Annotated in this window: 21 protein-coding genes; 13 read left to right on the top strand and 8 right to left on the bottom strand. The window is 73.0% G+C overall.

The genetic code is table 11. From position 1 onward, the window contains the following. Nucleotides 1-46: 46 nt before the first annotated feature. From O7600_RS29980 to O7600_RS30005, 6 genes are all read right to left on the bottom strand, one after another. On the bottom strand, nt 47-1108 hold the full coding sequence (locus tag O7600_RS29980) for an ABC transporter permease (protein ID WP_281591691.1): 1062 nt from the start codon (nt 1106-1108) through the stop codon (nt 47-49). Further along, a complete protein-coding gene (locus O7600_RS29985) occupies nt 1105-1998 on the bottom strand; it encodes an ATP-binding cassette domain-containing protein (RefSeq protein ID WP_281591692.1) in 894 nt (297 codons plus the stop codon). Before O7600_RS29985 ends, O7600_RS29980 begins: the two co-directional genes overlap by 4 nt. An 81-nt stretch (nt 1999-2079) precedes the next feature. Further along, entirely contained in the window at nt 2080-2772 is a 693-nt protein-coding gene (locus tag O7600_RS29990; protein WP_281591693.1) for a response regulator transcription factor, read from the bottom strand. Next, complete coding sequence (locus tag O7600_RS29995) at nt 2769-4052, bottom strand: sensor histidine kinase (RefSeq protein ID WP_281591694.1); 1284 nt, start codon at nt 4050-4052, stop codon at nt 2769-2771. Before O7600_RS29995 ends, O7600_RS29990 begins: the two co-directional genes overlap by 4 nt. Nucleotides 4053-4315: 263 nt before the next feature. Next, nucleotides 4316-5260 (bottom strand): permease prefix domain 1-containing protein, encoded by a 945-nt coding sequence (locus O7600_RS30000; protein WP_281591695.1) that lies wholly within the window; start codon nt 5258-5260, stop codon nt 4316-4318. Beyond that, nucleotides 5257-5598: a PadR family transcriptional regulator gene (locus O7600_RS30005; protein ID WP_091578193.1), complete on the bottom strand. Its 342-nt coding sequence runs from the start codon at nt 5596-5598 to the stop codon at nt 5257-5259. Before O7600_RS30005 ends, O7600_RS30000 begins: the two co-directional genes overlap by 4 nt. Nucleotides 5599-5784: 186 nt before the next feature. On the opposite strand from O7600_RS30005, the gene dnaE reads away from it, so the two are divergent. From dnaE to O7600_RS30020, 3 genes are all read left to right on the top strand, one after another. Then, entirely contained in the window at nt 5785-9318 is a 3534-nt protein-coding gene (gene dnaE / locus O7600_RS30010; protein ID WP_281591696.1) for a DNA polymerase III subunit alpha, read from the top strand. A 47-nt stretch (nt 9319-9365) separates the two neighbouring features. Next, nucleotides 9366-9866 (top strand): cation:dicarboxylase symporter family transporter, encoded by a 501-nt coding sequence (locus tag O7600_RS30015; RefSeq protein ID WP_281591697.1) that lies wholly within the window; start codon nt 9366-9368, stop codon nt 9864-9866. A gap of 641 nt (nt 9867-10507) precedes the next feature. Next, nucleotides 10508-11545 (top strand): aminotransferase class V-fold PLP-dependent enzyme, encoded by a 1038-nt coding sequence (locus O7600_RS30020; RefSeq protein WP_281591698.1) that lies wholly within the window; start codon nt 10508-10510, stop codon nt 11543-11545. 4 nt (nt 11546-11549) lie between these two features. Here O7600_RS30020 and O7600_RS30025 read toward each other — a convergent pair whose 3' ends face one another. Beyond that, nucleotides 11550-12722: an acyl-CoA dehydrogenase family protein gene (locus O7600_RS30025; protein ID WP_281591699.1), complete on the bottom strand. Its 1173-nt coding sequence runs from the start codon at nt 12720-12722 to the stop codon at nt 11550-11552. A gap of 188 nt (nt 12723-12910) precedes the next feature. On the opposite strand from O7600_RS30025, the gene O7600_RS30030 reads away from it, so the two are divergent. The 9 genes from O7600_RS30030 (at nt 12911) to O7600_RS30070 (ending at nt 22496) form a co-directional block, all read left to right on the top strand. Then, nucleotides 12911-14299, top strand: coding sequence for a hypothetical protein (locus O7600_RS30030; RefSeq protein WP_281591700.1), 1389 nt, complete (start codon nt 12911-12913; stop codon nt 14297-14299). Between the two features lies 1 nt (nt 14300). After that, nucleotides 14301-14954: a TetR/AcrR family transcriptional regulator C-terminal domain-containing protein gene (locus O7600_RS30035; RefSeq protein WP_281591701.1), complete on the top strand. Its 654-nt coding sequence runs from the start codon at nt 14301-14303 to the stop codon at nt 14952-14954. A 53-nt stretch (nt 14955-15007) separates the two neighbouring features. Continuing rightward, a complete protein-coding gene (locus O7600_RS30040) occupies nt 15008-16450 on the top strand; it encodes an aldehyde dehydrogenase family protein (RefSeq protein WP_281591702.1) in 1443 nt (480 codons plus the stop codon). Beyond that, nucleotides 16447-17523: a zinc-binding dehydrogenase gene (locus O7600_RS30045; protein ID WP_281591704.1), complete on the top strand. Its 1077-nt coding sequence runs from the start codon at nt 16447-16449 to the stop codon at nt 17521-17523. Before O7600_RS30040 ends, O7600_RS30045 begins: the two co-directional genes overlap by 4 nt. A gap of 322 nt (nt 17524-17845) precedes the next feature. Continuing rightward, nucleotides 17846-18607: an ABC transporter ATP-binding protein gene (locus tag O7600_RS30050; protein WP_281591705.1), complete on the top strand. Its 762-nt coding sequence runs from the start codon at nt 17846-17848 to the stop codon at nt 18605-18607. After that, nucleotides 18594-19286, top strand: a complete 693-nt coding sequence (locus O7600_RS30055) for an ABC transporter ATP-binding protein (protein WP_281591706.1) — start codon at nt 18594-18596, stop codon at nt 19284-19286. The genes O7600_RS30050 and O7600_RS30055 overlap by 14 nt, the downstream gene beginning before the upstream one ends. A gap of 42 nt (nt 19287-19328) precedes the next feature. Further along, the gene (locus O7600_RS30060) at nt 19329-20585 is read left to right on the top strand and encodes an ABC transporter substrate-binding protein (RefSeq protein WP_281591707.1); all 1257 of its coding nucleotides are present in this window, start codon (nt 19329-19331) and stop codon (nt 20583-20585) included. 10 nt (nt 20586-20595) lie between these two features. Further along, nucleotides 20596-21477: a branched-chain amino acid ABC transporter permease gene (locus O7600_RS30065; RefSeq protein WP_281591708.1), complete on the top strand. Its 882-nt coding sequence runs from the start codon at nt 20596-20598 to the stop codon at nt 21475-21477. Further along, entirely contained in the window at nt 21474-22496 is a 1023-nt protein-coding gene (locus O7600_RS30070) for a branched-chain amino acid ABC transporter permease (RefSeq protein WP_281591709.1), read from the top strand. Before O7600_RS30065 ends, O7600_RS30070 begins: the two co-directional genes overlap by 4 nt. 75 nt (nt 22497-22571) lie before the next feature. Here O7600_RS30070 and O7600_RS30075 read toward each other — a convergent pair whose 3' ends face one another. After that, nucleotides 22572-23384, bottom strand: coding sequence for a MerR family transcriptional regulator (locus O7600_RS30075; RefSeq protein ID WP_281591710.1), 813 nt, complete (start codon nt 23382-23384; stop codon nt 22572-22574). A gap of 79 nt (nt 23385-23463) precedes the next feature. Here O7600_RS30075 and O7600_RS30080 point away from each other — a divergent pair, with 79 nt between their 5' ends. Beyond that, nucleotides 23464-23832 (top strand): nuclear transport factor 2 family protein, encoded by a 369-nt coding sequence (locus tag O7600_RS30080; protein WP_281591711.1) that lies wholly within the window; start codon nt 23464-23466, stop codon nt 23830-23832. The last annotated feature ends 151 nt before the right edge of the window (nt 23833-23983 follow it).

A 23983-nucleotide genomic window follows, 5' to 3' on the forward strand; every position in this document is an offset into this window, starting at 1 on the left:
TCCGCCGCCCCGCCGGCCGGTCCCGGGCCGGGCGGGGCGGCCGCGGTCAGCCGACCGTCTCGCGCTGTCGCCAGGCCGCACGCACCGACGTCCGCCCGTTGGTGCGCAGCAGCGATCCCTGGTAGATCCGCGCCCCGGCGGCGAGGAAGCCGGCCGCCGCGGCCAGCAGCAGCGCCAGCGCCACGAACGGCTCCCAGGTCGCCGCGTCGCCGGTGAACAGCCGCACCGGCATCGCGGTCGGTGCGGACAGCGGCAGGTACGACAGGATCCGCATCGCGGTGGCGTTGTCGTTGAGGAACACCACCGCGAAGAACGGCGCCATCACCGCCAGTTGCACCGGGGTGGACGCCCCGGCGATGTCCTCCTGCCGGTTGACCAGCGCGCCGGCGGCCGCCCACATCGCCGCCAGCAGCAGGAAGCCGAGCAGGAAGAAGGGCACGAACCAGCCGAGCGCGGGGGCGACCAGGGCGAGCAGGTCCCCGCCACCGGTCAGCCGCAGCCCGGCCACCGCGGCGACCGCGATCAGCGCCACCTGTCCCAGCGCCAGCGCGCCGGCGGCGACGATCTTGCCGGCCAGCAGCGCCCGGACCGGCACGGCGGCGACCAGGATCTCCACGATCCGGGTCTGCTTCTCCTCGGTGACGCTCTGCGCGACCTGGATGCCGAAGGTCTGGGACATGATGAAGAAGACGAACGCGAAGGCGAACGGCACCAGGTAGGCGGTGACCGGGTCCACCGCGTCGGGGTCGAGCAGCCGCACCGTCGGGGCCACGCTGAGCGCCTGGACCACGTCGTCCGGGGCCCGCTGGTCGCCGAGCACGGTCGGGCCGGCGACCACCGCCGCGTCCGCGTCGCCGTCGCGTACCGCCCGCTCGGCGGCCGCGTCGTCGGCGACCACGAGGACGTCCAGGCCGGCCGCGCGCAGCGGGCCGGCGGCCGCGGCGGGCGCCGCCACGGTGGACGGTCCGCCCTGCAGCATCGCCGGGAGCACCGTGGAGGCGATCGCGATGAGCAGGAAGACCAGGGTGCCGTAGCGGAACGTCTTGTCGCGCAGCTTGACCCTGATCTCGCGGGCGGCGACCAACCGGGTGGCCTGGTAGGTGTTCACTGGTTGACCTCTCGGAAGATCTCGGCGAGGGACGGGGTGACCGGGTGGAAGGCGCGCACCGGGCCGCGGGCCAGCGCCGCGCGCAGCACGGACTGGTCGTCGACGGTGGGTTCCAGGTCGAACACCGCGCGGGCGCCGTCGAGGTCGACCAGCTCCACCCCGGCCTGATCCCGCAGCCAGCCGGCGTCGCCGTCGACCACCAGCTCGAACCGGGGCAGGGTGTACGCGGCGCGCAGCTCCTCCCGGGGGCCGGCGGCCCGGATGGTGCCGCCCGCGATGATCACCAGGTCGTCGCAGATCCGTTCCACCACGTCGAGCTGGTGGCTGGAGAAGAGCACGGGCGCCCCGGCGGCGGCCCGTTCCCGCAGCACCGCGACCACCGTGTCGACGGCGAGGGGGTCGAGCCCGGAGAAGGGCTCGTCGAGGATCAGCACCTCCGGGTCGTGCACCAGCGCGGCCGCGATCTGCGCCCGCTGCTGGTTGCCCAGCGACAGCGTCTCCAGCAGGTCGTCGCCGCGCTCGCCGAGGCCGATCCGGTCCAACAGCGCGTCGGTCCGCCGGCGCGCCGCCGGCGCGTCCAACCCGTACAGGCGCCCGAGGTGGGCCACCTGCTCGCGGGTGGTCATCTTCGGATAGAGGCCCCGTTCCTCCGGCATGTAGCCGAACCGCCGCCGGGCGTCCCGGGTGAGCCGGTCCCCCCGCCACGTCACCTGCCCGGCGTCCGGGGCGAGCACGCCGAGGATGATCCGCATCGTGGTGGTCTTGCCGGCGCCGTTGCCGCCGACGAACCCGGTCAGCCGGCCGGCGGCCACGTCGAAGGTGACGTCGGAGAGCACCTGACGTCCGTCGAAGCTGCGGTCGACGCCGTCCAGGTGGAGCACGCTGGTCATGCGCCCGACGCTACGGTCGGGCGGGCGCGACGGCGTCCCACCAGGGGTTGATCATCGGGGTCCGCCGCGCGGCGGATGCCGTCAGCCGCCGGGCCGCACGATGCCGTGCTCGTACGCGAAGATCACCGCCTGGACCCGGTCCCGCAGCCCCAGCTTGGCCAGCACCCGGCTCACGTGGGTCTTCACGGTCGCCTCGCCGACGTGCAGGACGGCGGCGACCTCCGCGTTGCTGGCGCCTCGCGCCACCAGCGCCAGCACCTCACGCTCCCGGGGGGTCAGTTCCGCCGTCGCGGCGTCGTGCCGAGGGTCGGGCGGCGCGGCACCGGGACGGGCGAAGGTGGAGATCACCCGGCGGGTGAGCGCGGGCGCGATCAGTCCCTCGCCGCGCGCCACCACCCGGACCGCCTCGACCAGATCCTCCGGCGTGCCGTTCTTGAGCAGGAAGCCGCTCGCCCCGGCACGCAGCGCCGCGAAGAGGTAGTCGTCGCGGTCGAAGGTGGTGAGGATCAGCACGGCCGGGCCGTCCCCGGTGGCGTCGCCGGTGATCCGGCGGGTCGCCGCCAGCCCGTCGAGCACCGGCATCTCCACGTCCATCAGCACCACGTCCGGTCGCAGCGCGGCGGCCATCGCTACGGCCCGCTCCCCGTCGGCGGCCTCACCGACCACCTCGATGTCGTCCTCCACCTCGAGGATGATGCGGAAGCCGCTGCGGACCAGGTGCTGGTCGTCGACGAGCAGGACCCGCACCGGCCCGTCCGGCGCCGGCCCGGTCACGCCGCCCGCCCGGCGGTCTCGACGGCCAGCGGCAGGCGGGCCCGCACCCGGAAGCCGCCACCGGCCCTCGGCCCGGCCTCCAGCTCACCGCCGTGCGCGGTGGCCCGCTCACGCATGCCGATCAGGCCGAGTCCGCCCCCGCCGCCCGACCCTCCGCCGCGCCCGTCGTCGCTCACGTCGACCTCCAGCTCCCGGTCGAGATAACGGATCCGCACGTCGAGCGACGTGGCGGACGCGTGCTTGACCACGTTCGTCACCGCCTCCTGCACGATCCGGTAGGCCGCCTGGGACACCGAGCGGGGCAGCGGCGTCGGGTCGCCGTACACCCCTAGCTGGACCCGCAGGCCGGTCTCCCGGGCCCGGTCGACGAGCGCGGCGACCTGCTCGAGGCCGGCGGTGTCGGCGGGCGCGGCGCCGGACGTGACGCTCGGGTCCCGCAGCACGCCGAGCATCCGGCGCAGCTCGTCCACCGAGGTGCGGGCCGTCTCCTCGATCGCGGTCAGCGCGGTTCGCGCCTTGTCCGGGTCGCGGTCGAACACCCGCCGGCACGCGGCGGCCTGCACGCCCATGACCGACACGTGGTGGGCGACCACGTCGTGCAGCTCGCGGGCGATGCGGACCCGTTCCCCCATCACCGCCCGCTCGCGCGCCTCCTCCTGTGAGCGGCGCAGCTGCTCGGCCTGCTCCCGCAGCTCGTGCCGGCGGCGCGCGGCCACCCAGGCGGTCTGGCCGGAGTAGTAGGCGAAGGCGAAGAACAGGACGTTGTACAGAACGCCGTTGATGACGGCCGCGAGCACCGGCGGCACCGGGCCGGCGGCGCCGTCGAAGGTGCTCGCCGAGAGCTGGTCGGCGCGCAGCGCGAGCGACAGTCCCAGCCAGCCGAACATGGCGCCGATGATGGCGACCCGGACCCGCCCGGCCAGTCGCCGGTCGGTGCCCCAGGCGCCGAGGGTGTAGAGCGCGGCGAAGAGCGCCCCCGACGGGAGCTGGGACAGCGGGACCGCCCGGGCCTGCCCGGCGATGAAGGCGATCGAGATGAACACCGCGACCGCGGTGGGCCACCGTCGGCGCAGGGCCAGCGGCGCGGTCGCCGCCGCCGTCCAGAAGATCTGTTCGGCCAGGCTCGGCGGCGGCCCGAGCAGGAACGCCCCGGTGCTGCGGGCCAGGGTCAGCTCGAACAGGGCCAGCACGGTGACACCGAGGCCGATCCAGAGGTCGGTGCGGAGCTGCTCGGCGGTGGGGCCCGGCCGTCGCCAGCCGGTGGTGGTTGCGGTGCTCACCGTACGACCATGCCACCCGCCCCCGCCCGCCCCGACCGGAAGGGCGCCCTCGCCACCCGACCCACCCTCTCCCGCCACGTCGATCGAGCGGTTGGGCATGCGGCGCGAGGCGCACCTGCGGGAGAACGAGTTCGTCAAGGGGGAGTGGACCGACGAGGCGGTCTACGCCCTGCTGGCGCGGGAGTGACGCGCGGCGGCCTGAAGCCCGGCGTACCGGAGGGCCCGGCGCGCCCGGTGCGGGCGGCGCCGGGCCGGTCGGGACCTCAGCGGCGGGCGCGGACCGCCTTGACCGCGCTGTCGATCACGTCCCAGACCGCGATGACCACGGTGACCACCACGGCGATCCGGGCGACGTCGTCCACCCCGCCCTCGCGGAGCCAGGCGAACCGCTCGACCAGGTCCGGGTTGAGCATCCGGTCGGTCAGCAGCAGCCACACCACCGGCGCCGCGAACGCCAGGTTGAGCAGCGCGTTGACCGCGACCAGCGGCCAGGTCCACCGGCCCGACCGGTACTTCGCGATCTCCAGACCGACGGTGGCCAGCAGCACCACGATCAGCGCCGGGAGCCAGAAGCTCCAGAGCGCCGGGTCGAGCACCGGCAGCCGGGAGCCGTCGCCGCTGGCCCAGTGCTGGAAGTGCTGCCCGACGAGGACGCCGACCGTGCCGAGCAGGAACACCACGGACGCGACGCTGTCCGGCTGGCTGATCTGCCGGTCGTGGGTCTCCTCGGGGAGCTGGTCGACGGTCCACTCGGGCAGGCCCAGCGGGGTCCGGGTGCGCTCCAGGACGGCGAAGGACAGCGTGACCCAGAACGCGATCTGCACGGCCGTCTGCAACGCGCTGGCGATGCCGGCGCCGATCGCCGCGCCCGGTTCGCCGCCGACCGTCGCCTTGACCACGCCGGTGACCACGCCGACGATCGCCGGGATCCAGGTGAGCAGCATCCGCAGCACCCGCCACCAGAGCAGGTAGTAGCGCGGGCCGATGAGCTGGAGCGTGCGGTCGCTGTAGCGGGCCGCGAGCTGCTCGGGGTTGCCCATCTCGGTGAGCACCTCGCGCTCGGCGGAGGCGTGGTCCTGCCCGCCCGCGGTCCGGTCGTCGATCATGTCGGCGATGGAGGCGCGCAACTCCTCGGCGAGTTCGGCGCGGCGCGGCGCCGGCACGGTGCGCAGGGTGGCCGCGAGATAGCGGTCGGTCAGGGAACTCATCGCCCTACTCCTTCGATCAACTGGGTGACGGACGTCTGGACCGCGGTCAGGTCGTCGAGCAGGCGGCCCAGCACCGTCTCGCCGTCGTCGCTGGTGCGGTAGAACTTGCGCGGCCGGCTCTCCTCGGTGTTCCACTCGCTGGTCAGCAGGCCCTGTTCCTCGAGCCGGCGCAGCAGCGGGTAGAGCGTGTTGGCGTCGACCGCGAAGCCGTGCGCGGCCAACCGTTGCAGCAGGGCGTAGCCGTAGTCGGGGCGGCGCAGGGCGACCAGGCTGGCCACCACGATCGTGCCGCGTCGCAGCTCCTGGAGGTGGGTCCGGAGGACCTCGTCGGTGACCATGTGACACACGATAGTGTGCGCCACACACTATTGCAAGCGGATACAGCGTCGTGTGGCGTACGTCCGGACGGTCGGGAGAGACGCCGGCCACGCCCGGCGCGGACGGTGGAGCCGGTCGGACCGCCTCGGTAGGGTGGGTCGGTCGACTCCGACGCAACTTGATCCACAACCCGGGGGGCGCCACGCATGGGCGATTCGTTCGCGCATCTGCACGTACACACCGAGTACTCGATGCTCGACGGGGCGGCCCGGCTCAAGGACCTGTTCGCCGAGGCGGCGCGGCTCGGCATGCCGGCGGTGGCGATCACCGACCACGGCAACATGCACGGCGCGAACGACTTCTACAAGCAGGCCATGGCCGCCGGGGTCAAGCCCATCCTCGGCGTCGAGGCGTACGTGGCGCCGGAGTCGCGCTTCCACAAGGCGCGGGTCAAGTGGGGGCGCCCCGAGCAGAAGAGCGACGACGTCTCCGGCAACGGCGCCATCACCCACATGACCATGTGGGCGGCGAACCGCACCGGCCTGCACAACATGTTCCGGCTCAACTCCCGCGCCTCCATGGAGGGCCACTACGTCAAGTGGCCCCGGATGGACATGGAGCTGATCGCCGAGCACGCCGAGGGCATCATGGCCACCACCGGCTGCCCGTCCGGCGCGGTGCAGACCCGGCTGCGGCTCGGCCAGTTCGACGAGGCGCTCAAGGTCGCCGCCGCCTACCAGGACATCTTCGGCAAGGACAACTACTTCCTGGAGATCATGGACCACGGCCTCGACATCGAGCGCCGGGTCCGCGACGGGCTCACCGAGATCGCCCGTAAGCTCGACATCCCGCCGGTGGTCACCAACGACTCGCACTACACCCACGAGGCCCAGGCCGAGGCGCACGACGTGCTGCTGTGCGTGCAGACCGGCAGCAACGTGGCCGACCCGAACCGGTTCCGGTTCGAGGGCGGCGGCTACTTCGTCAAGTCCGCCGACCAGATGCGCGCGGTCGACTCCTCCGAGCTGTGGCAGCAGGGCTGTCGCAACACGCTGCTGGTGGCCGAGAAGGTCGACCCCACCGGCATGTTCACCTTCCACAACCTGATGCCGCGGTTCCCGATCCCCGACGGCGGGACCGAGGAGTCCTGGTTCCGCAAGGAGACGTTCGCCGGGCTCAAGCGCCGCTTCCCGAACGGCATCCCGGAGGGCCACGTCGTCCAGGCCGAGTACGAGCTGGGCGTCATCATCCAGATGGGCTTCCCGTCCTACTTCCTCGTGGTCGCCGACTTCATCCAGTGGGCCAAGAGCCAGGGCATCGCGGTCGGCCCGGGCCGTGGCTCGGCCGCCGGCTCGCTGGTCGCGTACGCGCTGGGCATCACCGACCTGGACCCGATCCCGCACGGCCTGATCTTCGAGCGGTTCCTCAACCCCGAGCGCGTCTCGATGCCGGATGTCGACATCGACTTCGACGAGCGCCGGCGCGGTGAGGTCATCAAGTACGTGACCGACAAGTGGGGCGAGGACAAGGTCGCGCAGATCGCCACGTTCGGCACGATCAAGGCGAAGGCCGCGATCAAGGACTCGGCCCGCGTGCTGGGTTTCCCGTACGCGGTCGGCGACCGGATCACCAAGGCCATGCCCCCCGCGGTGATGGGCAAGGACATCCCGCTGTCCGGCATCTTCGACCCGAAGCACCCGCGCTACGCCGAGGCGGGCGAGATCCGGGGCCTCTACGAGTCCGACCCGGACGTCAAGAAGGTCATCGAGACCGCGAAGGGCATCGAGGGCCTGATCCGGCAGACCGGCGTGCACGCGGCCGGCGTCATCATGTCCGCCGAACCGATCATCGAGCACATCCCGCTCATGCGACGCGACTCCGACGGCGTCATCATCACGCAGTTCGACTATCCGACCTGCGAGTCGCTCGGGCTGCTGAAGATGGACTTCCTCGGCCTGCGCAACCTGACGATCATCGACGACGCGGTGAAGAACATCCGGCTCAACCACAACCTTGAGCTGGACCTGCTGGGCCTGCCGCTGGACGACCGGCAGGCGTACGAGCTGCTCGCCCGCGGTGACACGCTGGGCGTCTTCCAGCTCGACGGCGGGCCGATGCGCTCGCTGCTGCGACTGATGAAGCCGGACAACTTCGAGGACATCTCGGCCGTGCTGGCGCTCTACCGCCCCGGCCCGATGGGCGTCGACTCGCACACCAACTACGCGCTGCGCAAGAACGGCCTCCAGGAGATCACCCCGATCCACCCGGAGCTGGAGGAGCCGCTGCGCGAGATCCTCGCCCCGACCTACGGCCTGATCGTCTACCAGGAGCAGGTGCAGCGCGCCGCGCAGATCCTCGCCGGCTACACGCTCGGCCAGGCCGACCTGCTGCGCCGGGCGATGGGCAAGAAGAAGAAGGAGATCCTCGACAAGGAGTTCATCCCGTTCCGGGACGGCTGCCGCGAGCGCGGCTACTCCGACGAGGCCATCCAGGCGGTGTGGGACGTGCTGGTCCCGTTCGCCGGCTACGCGTTCAACAAGGCCCACTCCGCCGCGTACGGCCTGGTCTCCTACTGGACCGCGTACCTGAAGGCGCACTACCCGGCCGAGTACATGGCCGCGTTGCTCACCTCCGTCGGTGACGACAAGGACAAGATGGCGCTCTACCTGTCCGAGTGCCGCCGGATGCGCATCCAGGTCCTCCCGCCGGACGTGAACACCTCGGCCGGCCCGTTCACCCCGGTCGGCAAGGAGATCCGCTTCGGTCTGGGCGCGGTGCGCAACGTCGGCGCGAACGTGGTCGCCTCGATCATGCGGTGCCGCGACGAGAAGGGCGACTACACCGACTTCTACGACTTCCTGTCCAAGGTGGACGCGGTGGTCTGCAACAAGAAGACCATCGAATCGCTGATCAAGGCCGGCGCGTTCGACTCGCTCAACCACCCCCGCAAGGGCCTGCTGGCGGTGCACGCCGACGCCATCGACGCGTACGCCGACGTCAAGCGCAAGGAGGCGGTCGGCCAGTACGACCTGTTCGGCGCCGGCTTCGGCGACGCGGACACCGGCGGCAGCACCACCGTCATGCCGGTCATCGGCGAGGGGGAGTGGGACAAGCGGGACAAGCTCGCCTTCGAACGCGAGATGCTCGGCCTCTACGTCTCCGACCACCCGCTGTTCGGCCTGGAGCACGTGCTCGGCGCGGCGGCCGACACCACCATCGCCGCGCTCTCCGAGGAGGGCACCGTGCCCGACGGCGCGGTAATCACCCTCGCCGGCATCCTCTCCGGCGTGCAGCGCCGGGTCACCAAGCAGGGCCGGGCCTGGGCCTCGGCCACCCTGGAGGACCTGGCCGGCGGCGTGGAGACGCTGTTCTTCCCGAACACCTACGAGGTGATCGGGCAGTACATCGCCGAGGACGCCATCGTGGTGGTCAAGGGCCGGGTCGACCGGCGCGACGACACCCCCCGGATCATGGCGATGGACATGTCCATGCCGGACGTCACCAGCAACCCGGCGAACAAGCCGGTCACCCTGACCATCCCGGTGCACCGCTGCACCCCGCCGCTGGTCGAGCGGCTCAAGGAGACGCTGGTGCTGCACCCGGGCGACTGCGAGGTGCACGTCAAGCTGCTCAACGGCGGCAAGGTCACCACGCTGCGTCTCGGCCCGTTCCGGGTCGCGCCGACCACAGCCCTGATGGGCGACCTGAAGAGTGTGCTGGGCCCGGCCAACGTGAGCTGACCGGCGGACCGCGTGCGGTCCGGTGAGACCTGGTTCACAGTGTCGACATGGACACCACCACCCCCACCTCCGAGGCTGTCCGACCCGCCCGCCGCCGTCGTCGCCGGCATCGTGGTCGGCCTGGTCGCGCCCGACGTCGGCAAGGCCTGAAACCGCTGGGCACCGGCTTCGTCGACCTGATCTCGCTGCTGGTCTTCATGGTGATCGCGTCCAAGGGCGCCGCCGGCGTGACCGGCGCCGGCCTGGCCACGCTGGCCGGCGGCCTCCAGTCGCACCGACCGGACCTGGTCGACGGCGTCGGCCTGATCGTCGGCATCGACCGGTTCATGTCCGAGGCCCGGGCGCTGACCAACTTCGCCGGCGACGCCATGGCCACCGTGCTGGTCGGCACCTGGACCGGTGAGTTCGACCGCGACCGGGCCCGCGCCGTCCTGGCCGGGGACCGGCCGTTCGACGAGGCCACCATGGTCGACGAGAACGACGACGAGCGTCCCGCCGACGACACCCCGCCCGGCGCCGAGCGCCCGCTCGCCGACTCCACCGCCTGACCCCGCCAGCCGGCGCCGGGCCCGGCCCGGCTCGCCTCGGCCCGGCTTGGCCCGCCCTGACCAGGGGCGGGATTGGCTACGTGGTTTGCCTGCGGACCAGCCGCGCGCCTGGAGCAGCAATCTCGCCGAGACGGGTGCGGGCCGGAGTGTCCCGCCTGTATGAGCCGGTCCATGTCCCGAGGTGGGCCCACCCTGACTCGACCGACCAGACAGGCATGTGAGTTCCGAGCGATATACCGCTGAGTCATAAATATGACTCAGCGGTATATCGGCCTTCAACCGTCACCTCCGTGCGGCAGCAGCGACACAAGCCCGTCCGCGATCATGCACCTTCCGCCCGGGTGAAGGTATGAAAGGGCGAAGCGCCCAAGGGGGGCGGCCGGAACTGCAAGATCGCGGCGTGCGGCGTGCGGCGTGCGGCGTGCGGGGCGCGGGGTGCGGGGCGCGCCGGGTGAGGGTGCAGGGCGGGGCGCCGCGGGGCGGGGCCGGGGGCCGCGGGGCCGGGGGCCGCGGAGCCGGGGGCCGCGGGGAGGGTGAGGGGGTGGGGGAGCGAGGGCAGTGCGAGCGGGGTGAGGAGCGTGGGCCACGGGGCTGGGATTGGTGGTTTCAGGCGGGAGGTGGGGGTGGCTAGCGTCGGTGGCATGGAGTTGGCGCAGGCGCGGAAGTTGTGGCAGGTGGAGCCGGGATGGTTGAACACGGCGACCTACGGGCTGCCGCCTGATCCGGTGTGGACGGCGGTGCAGCAGGTGCTCGCCGAGTGGCGGACCGGCCGGGTGTCGTTCGAGGTGTGGGACACCTCGGTCGACCGGTCCCGGGCCGCGTTCGCCCGGCTGGTCGGCGTGGACCCGGCCGACGTGAGCGTCGGCGCGGCCGTCTCCCAGTTGGTGGCGCCGATCGCGGCGGCGCTGCCGCCGGGTGCCACGGTGGTGGTGCCCGAGGGGGAGTTCACCTCGATCCTGTTCCCCTGGCTGGTGCAGGAGGACCGCGGGGTGCGGGTGCGCACCGTGCCGCTCGACGGCCTGGTCGACGCGATCGACGCCGGCACCGACCTGGTGGCGTTCAGCCTGGTGCAGTCCGCCGACGGCACGGTCGCCGCGTACGACGAGATCGTCGCGGCGGCCCGGGCGCACGACGCGCTGGTGGTGGTCGACGGCACCCAGGCCTGCGGATGGCTGCCGTTCGCGGCCGACCGGGCGGACGCGGTGCTGGTGGGGGCGTACAAGTGGTTGATGGCGCCGCGCGGCGCGGCCTTCGCCTACCTGGCCCCGGCGCTGCGCGAGCGGATGCGTGCGGACGCCGCCGGGTGGTACGCGGGCCGCGACCCGCACGCCTCGTACTACGGCACGCCGTTGCGGCTGGCCGACGACGCCCGCCGCTTCGACATCTCCCCGTCGTGGCTCTGCTACGCCGGGGCGGCGCCGGTGCTGGAACTGCTCGCCGACCTCGACCTGGCGGCGGTGCGGGACCACGACGTGGCCCTGGCCAACCGGTTCCTGGCCGGGCTGGGCCGCCCGCCCGGCGACAGCGCGATCGTCAGCGTGGACGTGCCGGACGCCCAGGAGCGGCTGGCCCGCGCCGGGGTGCGCGCGGCGGTACGGGCCGGGCGGGTCCGCGCCTCGTTCCACCTCTACACGACCGAGGCGGACGTGGACCGGGCGGTCGAGGCGCTGACCGGCTGACCGCTCAGGCCAGGTGGCCGCCGATCTTCGTGTAGCCGCGCAGCAGGTCCCGCGAGATGATCAGCCGCTGCATCTCGTCGGTGCCCTCGAAGATGCGGTAGAGCCGGACCTGCCGGTACCAGCGCTCGATCGGCAGTTCCCGGGTGTAGCCCATGCCGCCGTGGATCTGGAGCACCCGGTCCACCACCCGGTTGACCATGCCGGCGCCGTAGAGCTTGCCCATCGAGGAGGCGTGTCGGGGATCGAGGCCCTGGTCGACGGTCCAGGCCGAGCGCAGGATCAGCCAGCGGGCGGCCTCCAGCTCGGTCTCCGAGTCGGCGATCATCCACTGGATGGCCTGGTTGGTGGCGATCGGCGCGCCGAACGTCTCCCGGGTGTTGGCGTGGTCGATCGCCATCTGCAGGGCCCGCTCGGCGATGCCGACCGCGTGCGAGGGGATGGTGTAGCGGCCCTTGCCGATCCACTCCATGCCGAGCGTGAAGCCCTGCCCGATCTCGCCGAGGATGTTGCGGTGCGGCACGCGTACGCCGTCGAAGATGAGCGAGGCCGGGCCGCCCTCGCCCATGGTCTGGATGAACTCCGACCGCCAGCCCATCGCCCGGTCGACCAGGAACGCGGTCGCGCCGCCGCGGCGGGCCCCCTTCTCCGGGTCGGTCACCGCCACCACGATGGCGAAGTCGGCGTCGTTGCCGTTGGTGATGAACGTCTTCTCGCCGTCGAGGATCCAGTCGTCGCCGTCGCGCCGCGCGCGCAGCTTGATGTTCGCTGCGTCGGAGCCGGCGCCGGGCTCGGTGATGGCGAAGCAGGAGATCCGTTCGCCCTCGATGGTGGGGATCAGGAACTCGCGCTTCTGCTCCTCGGTGGCGTGGAACAGGATGTTGTCGGCCTCGCCGCCGAAGCGGAACGGCACGAAACTGCGGCCCAGCTCGGTCCAGATCAGCGACTGCATCACCGCCGGCAGGTCCATCCCGCCGTACTCCTCGGGGGTGGCCAGGCCCCAGAAGCCGAACTTCTTCGCCTTGAGCTGCAACTCGCGCAGCTCAGAGCGGTCCAGGCCGGGCCGGTGTGCGCGCTCGCGGCGCAGCACCTCCTGCTCCAGCGGCAGCACCTCGCGGGTGACGAAGGCGCGCACGGTGTCCCGGACGGCCCGTTCCTCGTCGGACAGTGCGAAGTCCACGATGCTCCCTCGGTCGGCATGGCAACCGTCGCGGCGGCGGCGGTCACCCTTAAACTAGCGGTGCAAGTTTTCATCCGTCCAGCCCTCTCCTGTCGCCGCCGCGGTGAGGCGCCCGGTTAGGGTGCATGATCAGGTGGTTTCGGACGGGAGGCGGCTTGCGGGACCTGGGCTGCGAACAGGTGAGGGGAGTGGCCGGCAACCCGGCGACCCCGTCGGAGTTGCTGCTCCGCATGCTGGACGACAGCGACGCGGCCGTAGCCGTGCTGATCTTCCGGAACACGCTGCCGGACGAGTTCTGCGCCGCCGTCGCCAAGCACCCGGATCGGCGGGTGCGGGCGGCACTGGCGGACAGTTCGTCGGCCACGCCGGACCAGCGTGCCCTGCTCGTCGACGATCCCGCGCCGATGGTCCGTGTCCTGCTCGCCCACGGGCCGGACCTGTTCCGGGCCACGCCCGCGCCGCTGCCCGAGGAGACCTACGCCCGGCTGGCGGCGGACCCGGACCAGCGGGTCCGCGACGAGGTGGCCGGGTCCCGGCAGTGTCCGGTAAGCGTCCGGGCCCGGATGGTCGAGGACCCCGATCCCGAGGTCCGGATCTCGGGGTACGCGGGCTGGGTGGATCCGCCGGACGGGACCACCGACCGGCTGCTCGCCGACCCCGACCCCCGGGTGCGCGACGCGGTGGCCCGACGGGCGTGGCGCCGCCGCCCGGAACTGCTCGCCGGCGTCCTCGACGAGGCGTGGCCGGACCCCTGGCGGCTGCGTGAGCTGGCCGTCGAGATCCCGTTGGCGCGGACGGTGGCGCAGCGGCTCGCCCGGCACCAGGACCGGGACGTCCGCGCGGCCGTGGCCGAGAACCCGCACCTGCCCCGCGACCTGGTCGAGGAGTTGGCCACCGACCCCGACCCGACGGTGCGGCTACGGCTGTCCCTGCGACCCGGGCTCACCGAGGCCGAACGCGCCGCCATGGACTACGAGGTGCGGCCGGAGACCCGGCTCCGACCCGCTCGGTGGGTGCTCGACCGGCTCGGCGACCCCGACGCACTGGACGGCGCCGTCCGCTCGGCCCACGTCGGGCTGCGGCGCAGCGCCGCGTACAGCCCGAACCTGCGTCCGGACCAGGTGGCCCGGCTCGCCGGCGACGACGACTTCGCGGTCCGGCTGCTGCTCTGTGAGAACCACGACGAGGTCCCGGGGGAGGTGTTGCTCGCGACGTACCTGGAGGCCCGGGTGATCACGGCGAGCATGTTGATCGCGCGGCCCCACTTTCCCCGGGTCGGGCTGGCCCGGCTGGCCGACTCCGCCGACCCGAGGGCGCGCATGCTGGTCCGCTACGACCCGGAGGCGCCGGCCGAGCTCATCGACCGGCTCAGCCGCGACGCCGACGGCGGCGTCCGGTCCTGGATGGCGTCCGACCCCCGCCTTGCCGCCGAACGGCTGGCCGAGCTGCTCGACGATCCGGCCGCCGCGGGGTCGGCGGCACGGAACCCCAACCTTCCGGTCGCCCTCATGGAACGGATCCTCGCCGAGGCCGGGATCCTCCAGGCGTCCGCCGGACCCGCCGCCCGGGAGGTCTGACATGCCCCGTCCCCGCCAGGCCCTGCTCAACCGGGACCGGATCGTCGAGACCGCGCTCGTGCTCATCGACGCCGACGGGCTCGGCGCGCTCTCCACCCGCCGGCTGGCCGCCGCGCTCGGCGTGCAGGGCCCCTCGCTCTACAACCACTTCGCGACCAAGGACGAGATCCTCGACGCCGTGGCGGACAGCGTCACCGGCACGGTCGACGTGAGCGTCTTCGACCGGTACGACTGGGTCGAGGCGCTGCGCCGCTGGGCCCGGTCCTACCGCGCGGCGCTGGCCGCGCACCCGAACGTCGTCCCCTACCTGGCGCAGGGGCCGGGCCGCCGGCCGGCCGCGCTGGCCATGGCCGACGCCGTCTACGGCGCGCTGGTCCGGGCGGGCTGGCCGCCGGCCCGGGCCACCCACATCGGCGCCGCGCTGCGCTACTTCGTGGCCGGGTCGGCGCTCGGCTCGTTCGCGCGGGGGTTCGTGGAGGACCCGGAGTTGTACGCGGCCCACCCGCACCTCACGCAGGCCCACCGGCTGCGCGGCCACCAGCGCAGCGTCGACGAGGGCGCCTTCACCCTCGGCCTGGACGCGTTGCTGCACGGCCTCGCGGACGAGTACGCCCGGACGGTGGCCCCGGTGGAACGCGGCAGCGGTCCGGGGTAGCGTCGAAACTCCCACTGCTAGTTTCCCGCCCCTCCCGCCCCCGAAGGGACGCCATGGATCTCGCCGATGCGCCCCCCGCCCTGCTGGTCCGCCGCCACCTGCACCTCGCCGGGGACTGGGTCGACCCGGCGGACGGCGGGACGATCCCGGTCGAGAACCCGGCGACCGGTGAGACCATCGGGCAGGTCCCCGCCGGCACCCCCGCCGACGTGGACCGGGCGGTCGCCGCCGCCCGGGCCGCGTTCCCCGGCTGGGCCGCCACCGCACCCGCAGACCGAGCGGCCCACCTGGACCGGCTGCACGCCGCGCTGACCGCCCGGGCCGACGAGATCGCCCGCACCGTGGCCCTCGAACTGGGCACCCCGCTCAAGCTCGCCACCCGGGTGCAGGCCGGCCTGCCGCTGACCGTGCTGCGCAGCATGGTCGACCTGGCCGCCCGACCGGCCGCCGAGCAGGAGGTCGGCAACTCGCTGGTGGTGCGCGAGCCGGTCGGCGTGGTCGGCGCGATCATCCCGTGGAACTACCCGCTGCACCAGGTGGTCGCCAAGGTCGCCCCGGCGCTGGCCGCCGGCTGCACGGTGGTGCTCAAGCCGAGCGAGCTGACGCCGCTCACCGCGTACCTGCTCCTGGACGCGGTGACCGAGGCCGGCCTGCCGCCCGGGGTGGTCAACCTGGTGCCCGGCACCGGCCCGGTGGTCGGTGAGGCTCTCGCCGCGCACCCCGACGTCGACCTGGTCTCGTTCACCGGCTCCACCGCCACCGGCCGGCGGATCGCGCACCTCGCCGCCGACCGGATCGCCCGGGTCGCCCTGGAACTGGGCGGCAAGTCGGCGAACGTCATCCTGGCCGACGCCGACCTGCCCACCGCGGTCAAGGTCGGCGTGGGCAACGCGCTGCTCAACTCCGGCCAGACCTGCACCGCCTGGACCCGGATGCTGGTGCACCGCGACCGCTACGCCGAGGCGCTCGACCTGGTCGCGGCCGCCGTGGCCGGCTACCGGCTTGGCGATCCGTTCGACCCGGCCACCCGGCTCGGCCCGCTGGTCTCCGCCGCCCAGGCCCAACGGGTACGCGGGCACGTGGACCGGGCGCTCGCCGACGGCGCCCGGCTCGTCGCCGGCGGCCCGGACGCGCCGCTGCCGTCCCGGGGCCACTTCGTGGCGCCCACCGTCCTCGCCGACGTGCACCCGGACAGCGCCCTCGCCCAGGAGGAGGTCTTCGGGCCGGTGCTCGCGGTGATCCCGTTCGCCGACACCGACGAGGCGGTCGCGATCGCCAACAACTCCCGGTACGGCCTGGCCGGCGCGGTCTGGTCGGCCGACTCCGACGCGGCGCTGGCCGTGGCCCGGCGGCTGCGGACCGGCCAGGTGGACGTCAACGGCGGGGCGTTCAACCCGCTCGCCCCGTTCGGCGGCTACAAGCAGTCCGGCCTCGGCCGCGAGCTGGGCGGCTACGGCGTCGAGGAGTTCACCGAGCTGAAGGCGATCCAGCGGTGAGGGCGCTGGTCGTGCGTGGCCGGGGCGAGACCCCGACGGTCGAGGAGGTGCGCCTGCCCGCGCCCGGCCCGGGGGAGCTGCGGGTCCGCATCCGCGCCGCCGGCCTCTGCCACTCCGACCTGGCCATGGTGAACGGCACGCTGGCGCCGGCGTACCCGCTGGTGCTGGGGCACGAGGCCACCGGTGTTGTCGCCGAGGCGGGTCCGGCGACCCGGCTGGCGGTCGGCACGCCGGTGGTGCTCAACTGGGCGCCCGCCTGCCGCGACTGCTGGCACTGCCGGCACGGCGAGCCCTGGCTGTGCGCCGCGAACACCGCCCCCTCGGTCGCCCGGGGGGAGACGGCCGCCGGGGAGCCGGTGCAGGTCACGCTCGGCCTCGGCGCGCTCGCCGAGGAGGTGGTGGTGCCGGAGCGGGCCGCCGTGCCGGTGCCGGCCGGCCTGCCGCCGGCGCAGGCGGCGCTGCTGGGCTGCGCGGTGCTCACCGGCGTCGGCGCGGTCCGCAACACCGCCCGGGTGGGCGCCGGCGAGTCGGTGGCGGTGATCGGGCTGGGTGGGGTCGGCCTGGCCGTGCTCACCGCGGCCCGCCGCGCCGGCGCGTCACCGATCCTCGCGGTCGACGTGATGGAGGCCAAACGGGAACTGGCCCTGGCCGCCGGCGCCACCGACTTCCTGCGCTCCGACGACACGCTCGGCAAGGAGGTCCGCGCGCGCACCGGCGGGCGTGGGGTGGACCACGCCTTCGAGTGCGTCGGCCGGTCCGCGACCATCCGCACCGCATGGCGGGCCACGCGACGCGGGGGAGCGGTCACCGTGGTCGGCATGGGCGCCAAGGACGACCTGCTCAGCCTCTCCGCCCTGGACATCTTCCACTCGGCGCGGACGCTGCGGTCCTCGGTCTACGGCTCGACCGACCCGGACCGGGAGGTGCCGGAGCTGGCCGCCGCGCTCGCCGCCGGTGACCTCGACCTGACGCCGCTGGTCAGCGGCACGGTGTCGCTGGCGGAGGCGCCCGCGGCGCTGGAGCGGCTGGCCCGGGGCGAGGGTGCGCGCTGGGTGGTCACGTTCCCGGACTGATCGGCCGCTCCACCGGCATCGCGCGCCGGTCACATGTGAAAGGGGTGCCCTTCTCTACCGGAGGCGTTAACAGGGGGCCCCTCCTTACACCTCGCCGGCCGGTGACGGTGACCGGCCACATGTCGACGGCCACCGATCCGCTCCGATCCGCCGGCGCGGCGTCGACCCCTGTGGAGGTCGACCCCGTGCCGCACCGGGGGAATGTGTGGCGGATCGACATGGCTCGACCACTTCGGCTCCCCGTAGGTTTCCTGCACGCGACGGCCCTGTGACCCCGGTCACCGACCTGGCCCTCGCGTGCGGACCTGCGGAGGGTGAGGCGATGGCCGGGCAAGCGATCCTGTCGGCCCGAGGGCTGACCCGGGACTTCCGGGGCTTCCGGGCCGTCGATCGCGTCGACCTCGACGTGGCGCCGGAGACCGTGCATGCCCTCGTCGGCCCGAACGGCGCCGGCAAGACCACACTGTTCAACCTGCTCACCGGCTTCCTGCCGCCCAGCGGCGGGCGGATCGAGCTGGACGGCCGGGACGTTACCGGGCTGCCCCCGGAGCGGGTGGCCCGCCTCGGGGTGGCCCGCTCGTTCCAGATCACCAGCCTCTTCCCGCAACTCGGCGCGCGGGAGCACGTCGAGCTGGCCCTCCAGGCGTCCAGCGGGCTGGGCTGGCGGTTCTGGCGGTCGGCGAAGCTGATGCGCCGCTACCGGGACCGGGCCGACGAACTGCTGGCCATGGTCGGCCTGGCCGACCTCGCCGAGGCGCCGGCGGAGGCCCTCGCGTACGGGCGCAAGCGGGCCCTGGAACTGGCCATCGCGCTCGCCCTCGACCCGAAGGTGCTGCTGCTGGACGAGCCGACCGCCGGGATGGGCCTGGAGGACGTCGACCGCACCGTCGACCTGATCGCCACCGTCCGCACGGGACGGACCGTGGTCATGGTGGAGCACAACATGAGCGTGGTGGGCCGGCTCGCCGACACGGTCACCGTCCTGCAGGCCGGCAAGGTGCTGGTCGAGGGGCCGTACGAGCAGGTCCGCGCCGACGAGCGGGTCATCACCGCCTACCTGGGAGCCGCGGATGCTGCGCATTGAGAACCTCTCCGCCGCCTACGGCGAGGCCCAGGTGCTGCGGGAGGTGAGTCTGGAGGTGGCCGCCGGCGAGGTAGTCACCCTGGTCGGGCGCAACGGCGCCGGCAAGTCCACGCTGCTGCGGTGCGTGATGGGGCTGCACCCCGACCAGCGGGGCACGGTGCGCCTCGACGGCCGGGACATCTCCCGGCTGCCGGCGTACAAACGGGCGCGGGCCGGGCTCGGCTGGGTCCCCGACGACCGGGGCGCGTACGCCACGCTCACGGTCACCGAGAACCTGACCCTGCCGCCCCGGGTCGGCCCCGACCCGTGGCCGCTGGAGCGGGTGTACGAGGCGTTCCCCGCCCTGCACGCCCGGCGCGACTCGGCCGCGACCATGCTCTCCGGCGGTGAGCAGCAGATGCTCGCGCTGGCCCGGGTGCTGCGCATGGGCGCCCGGCTGCTGCTCTGCGACGAGCCCACCGAAGGGCTGTCGCCGCTGCTCGTGCAACAGGTCGGTGACCTGCTGCGGGAGGCCAAGAAGCACGGCGTGACCGTGCTGCTGGTGGAACAGAACCTGCACTTCGCCACCGGCGTCGCCGACCGGCACTACCTGCTGGCCGAGGGACGGATCGCGGAGGCGATGGAGAACGCCGAGGTGCGCTCGCGGGAACGCGAGCTGCTGGCGTACCTCGGCATCTGAATCTGGACGGCTGACCCGCGCGGACCGCGCGGTACGAAGGGGATGAACATGCGTAGGAGCGTGGGTGTGGCCGCCGCCTCGGCGGCGGCGCTGCTGGTGGCCGGCTGCGGCGGCGGTGGCCCGCAGTCCGGCGGCGACTCGAAGCTGACCGGCGACAAGATCGTGCTGGGCGTGCTCAACGACCAGTCGGGCGCCTACTCGGAGCTGTCCGGGCGCAACTCGGTCAAGGCCGTGGAGATGGCCATCGCCGACTTCAAGGCCAAGCACGGCGACGACGCGGTGACCAAGGACATCACCGTGGAGACGGCGGACCACCAGAACAAGCCGGACGTGGCCAACAGCAAGGCCCAGGAGATGATCGACCGCAAGGGCGTCGACGCGATCCTGGACGTGCCGACCTCCTCGGCCGCCCTGAAGGTCGCCGACGTGGCCAAGGAGAAGAAGAAGCTCTACTTCAACATCGGCGCCGCCACCACCGACCTGACCGGCAAGAGCTGCAACAAGTACACGTTCCACTACGCGTACGACACGTACATGCTGGCCCACGGCACCGGCACGGTGACCACCGAGCAGGTCGGCAAGAACTGGTACATCCTCTACCCGAACTACGCGTTCGGGCAGGACATGGAGAAGAGCTTCACCGCCGCCATCACCGCGGCCGGCGGGCAGGTCGTCGGCAAGGACGGCGCCCCGTTCCCGAACACCAGCGGCGACTACTCGTCGTTCCTGCTCAAGGCGCCGACGCTGAACCCGAAGCCGCAGGTGCTCGGCACCATGCAGGCCGGCGCGGAGCTGGTCAACGTGGTCAAGCAGTACAACGAGTTCAAGCTGCGGGACAAGGGCGTCGGGCTGGCCGTCGGCCTGATGTTCATCACCGACATCCACTCGCTCACCCCGGCCGCGCTGGCCGGCACCACCTACACCGACGCCTGGTACTGGAACTTCGACCAGCAGAACCGGGAGTGGGCCGACCGGTTCCAGTCCGAGACCGGCACCCGTCCGTCGTTCGCCCACGCGGCGAACTACTCCGCCGCCATGCAGTACCTGGAGGCGGTGCAGGCCGCCGGCACCGACGACGCCGACGCCGTGGTCAAGGAGCTGGAGGGCAAGGAGGTCAACGACCTCTTCCTGCGCAACGGCAAGATCCGCGCGGAGGACCACCGGGTCGTGCACGACGCGTACCTGGCCCAGGTGAAGCCGCAGGCCGAGGTCAAGGAGCCGTGGGACTACGTGAAGATCCTCAAGACCATCCCGGCGGCGGAAGCCTTCCGCACCCCGTCGGCCGACTGCAAGATGTGACGACGGTCTGATGTCAGGGTTCCTGCAGAACACGTTCAACGGGCTGGTGGGCGGGGCGTTCTACGCCCTGCTCGCCCTCGGGCTCGCGGTCATCTTCGGCATGCTCCGGGTGGTGAACTTCGCCCACGGCGCGTTCTACATGCTCGGCGCGTTCGGGGCGTACGTGCTGCTCGCCGAGGCCGGCGTGCCGTTCTGGGCCGCGTTGGTGATCATGCCGCTGGCGCTGGGCCTGCTCGGCATGGCGCTGGAGCGGGCGGTGATCCACCGGCTGACCCGGCTCGACCCGCTCTACAACTTCCTGCTCACCTTCGGCCTGACGCTGATCCTGCAGGACCTGGTCAAGTCCCGGTACGGCGTGCAGTCCAGCCCGTACGCCACGCCCGCCGAGCTGAGCGGGACGGTCGACTTCGGACTCTTCGACTTCCCGACGTACCGGGTCTTCATCCTCGGCTTCACCGTACTGCTGTGCCTGGCGGTGTGGTGGGTGCTCGGGCGGACCCGGATCGGCATGGTGGTCCGGGCCGCCACCGAGCGGCCGGAGCTGACCCGGGCGTTCGGCATCGACGTGGGGAGGTGGGTCACCCCGGTGTTCGGCTTCGGCATCGCCCTGGCCGGGCTGGCCGGGGTGCTCGCCGCCCCGATGCGGGCGGTCAACCCGCTGATGGGCGCCGACCTGATCATCGTGGTCTTCGCGGTGGTGGTGATCGGCGGCCTCGGCTCGATCTTCGGCTCGGTCGCCGCCGGCTTCGGCATCGGCCTGATCCAGGCGTGGGGCGAGGCGTACCTGTCGGACTACCCGCTCGTGTCACAGACCGTCGTGTTCGTGGTGATGGCCGCCGTGCTGCTCTGGCGTCCGGCCGGCCTGTTCGGCCGAGAGGAGGCACCCGCGTGAGCAGTGCTCTGGAAACCGCCCCGGTCGAGCGGAAGGCACCCCGGTCCGGGCTGCTCGCCGTCGCGCGGGCGCCCGGCTGGGTCCGGTACGCGCTGCTCGCCGGCGGCCTGCTCGTCGCGCTGTGGCTGCCCAACGGGCTCTACCCGGCGGTCGCGGTGGACATCCTGTGCTGGGCGCTCTTCGCCGTCTCGGTGGACCTGCTGCTCGGCTTCACCGGGCTGATGTCCTTCGGGCACGCCGCGTTCTGGGGCACCTCGGCGTACCTGACCGGGCTGGTGGCGATCCACGCCGGCCTGCCGTTCCCGGCCGCGGTGCTGGCCGGGGCGCTGGGCGCGGCGCTGCTCGCGCTGCCGATCGGCTACCTGGCGGTGAAGCGCACCGGGATCTACTTCGCCATGGTCACGCTGGCCTTCGCGCAGATGGTCTACTACGTGGCCAACGAGTGGCGCTCGGTCACCCAGGGCGAGAACGGCCTGCAGGGCGTGCCGCGCGCGTTCTTCGGCGCCGACCTCACCGACGACTACTACTTCTACTACGCGATCCTGCCGATCGTGCTGCTCGGCCTGCTCGCCGCCTGGCGGATCGTGCACTCGCCGTTCGGCCGGGTGCTGGTCGGCATCCGGGACAACCCGGCCCGGGCCCGCGCGCTGGGCTACCCGGTGCACCGCTACAAGCTGACCGCGTTCGTGCTCTCCGGCTTCCTGGCCGGGCTCGGCGGCGGGCTCTTCGCGGTCGGCCACCGGTTCGTCTCGCTGGACGTGCTGCACTGGACGACCTCCGGCAAGGCGGTCATCGTGGTGGTGCTCGGCGGCATCGGCACGCTGTGGGGCGGGGTGCTCGGCGCGGCCCTGGTGGTCCGGCTGGAGGACTGGCTGTCGTTCTCCGGGTTCGAGGCCATCGGGCTGGTCACCGGCGGCATCTTCGTGCTCGTCGTGCTGCTGTTCCGGCGGGGCGTCTGGGGCACGGTCGCCCACCTGGCCCGGCGACGGGCGGCGACCCGTCGGGACCGGTCCGGCTAGACCCGCGCGCGCCGACGGCGCGACGCGGGCGGCGGACCGCGCCCCCGCGTCGCGCCGCCCGGCGCCGGGCCCGTCCTAGGCGGGGGTGAGGCGGAAGACCGGCCAGCCGATCTCGGTACGCCAGTCGGCGGGGACGTCGGTGTCGCGCGGCCCGACCAGGTAGGTCTCGCGGATCGGCCCGTCGACGACCAGCGCGTGGGCGACCACCCAGGCGCCGAGCCGCCCGTAGGTGACGTCGATGTCGTCGTGCGGGCCGGAGTGCACGGCGACGGCGAACTCGGCCGCCGGCAGGTCGACGACCTCGACCCGCCCGCCCGGGCGGGGACGACGGACCGGCCGGTAGACGGTGACGGCACCGGCGCCGTCGGTGAACAGCTCGTTGGCGTACTGGCCGCCGGGTGGTCCGGTGCGGTCGCCCACCGGGTACGCCGCGTCCAGCTCCGCCATCGCGCCGTCGTACCAGGCGCCGGCCCGCGCCAACTCGACGTCCGCGCGCACCGCGGCGACGGTGAGCCCGGGGACGGCGCGCAGCTCGACCGGCAGGTCCTGGTCGTCGGGGCGCAGCAGCCGGCGCAGGGCGGTGACGGCCCCCCGGGTGCGGTCCAGCGTCTCCTCCAGGCGACGCAGGTGCCCGGCGATCAGGTCGGTGCGCCGGGCGGGGTCGTCGGTGGCGAGGATCGCCTTGACCTCGGCCAGTGGCACGTCCAGCTCGCGTAGTCGGTGGATCACCTGCGCGGGCGGTACCTGGTTCGTAGAGTAGTAGCGGTAGCCGGTGAAGGGGTCCACGGTCTCCGGCTCCAGCAGCCCGGCCTCGTGATAGCGACGCAACGTCCGCACGCTCAGGTGGGTGACCGTCGCGAACTCCCCGATCGTCATGCCCTTGCGCATGGCTCTCACTCTGCACCTTCGCCCCGGGGGAGAGTCGACGACTTGACCCTCTCCCGCCGAGAGACCCCACGGTGGGCACATGGACGCAATCGACTGGAGCCGGGCGAGCCGGATCTCGCCCGACGACCTGCCCGAAACGATCACGCAGTACCTCGTCGCGCACCAGGCCCGGGACGTCGACGCGGCGGTGGCACGCTTCACCCCCGACGCGTCGGTGACCGACGAGGGCCGGACCCACCGGGGACCCGGGCAGATCCGGCACTGGCTGTCCCACTCGTCGAGCGAGTACACGTACACCTCCGAGCTGGTCGCGGCGGCCCGGGCCGACGACCGGAACTACGACGCGGTGCATCACCTGGAGGGCGACTTTCCCGGCGGCGTCGCCGACCTGCACTTCCGGTTCACGCTCCGGGACGGGCTGATCGCCGGCCTGGTGATCGAGCCGTGACGGCCGGGGCGCGGCCGCTCCGACCGGAGCACACGCCGGTGTGAGCCGCCCCACCGGCGCGGCGTGGGCACCGCGCCCCGGTGCGGACCGGTCGGCGCCGGGCGCATCCAGGCCGCCCCCTTCCGACGAACCCCTCGGTAGTGACCGTCTT

It is taken from the genome of Micromonospora sp. WMMA1998, assembly GCF_027497375.1.
GTDB classification, from domain to species: Bacteria; Actinomycetota; Actinomycetes; order Mycobacteriales; family Micromonosporaceae; genus Micromonospora; species Micromonospora sediminicola.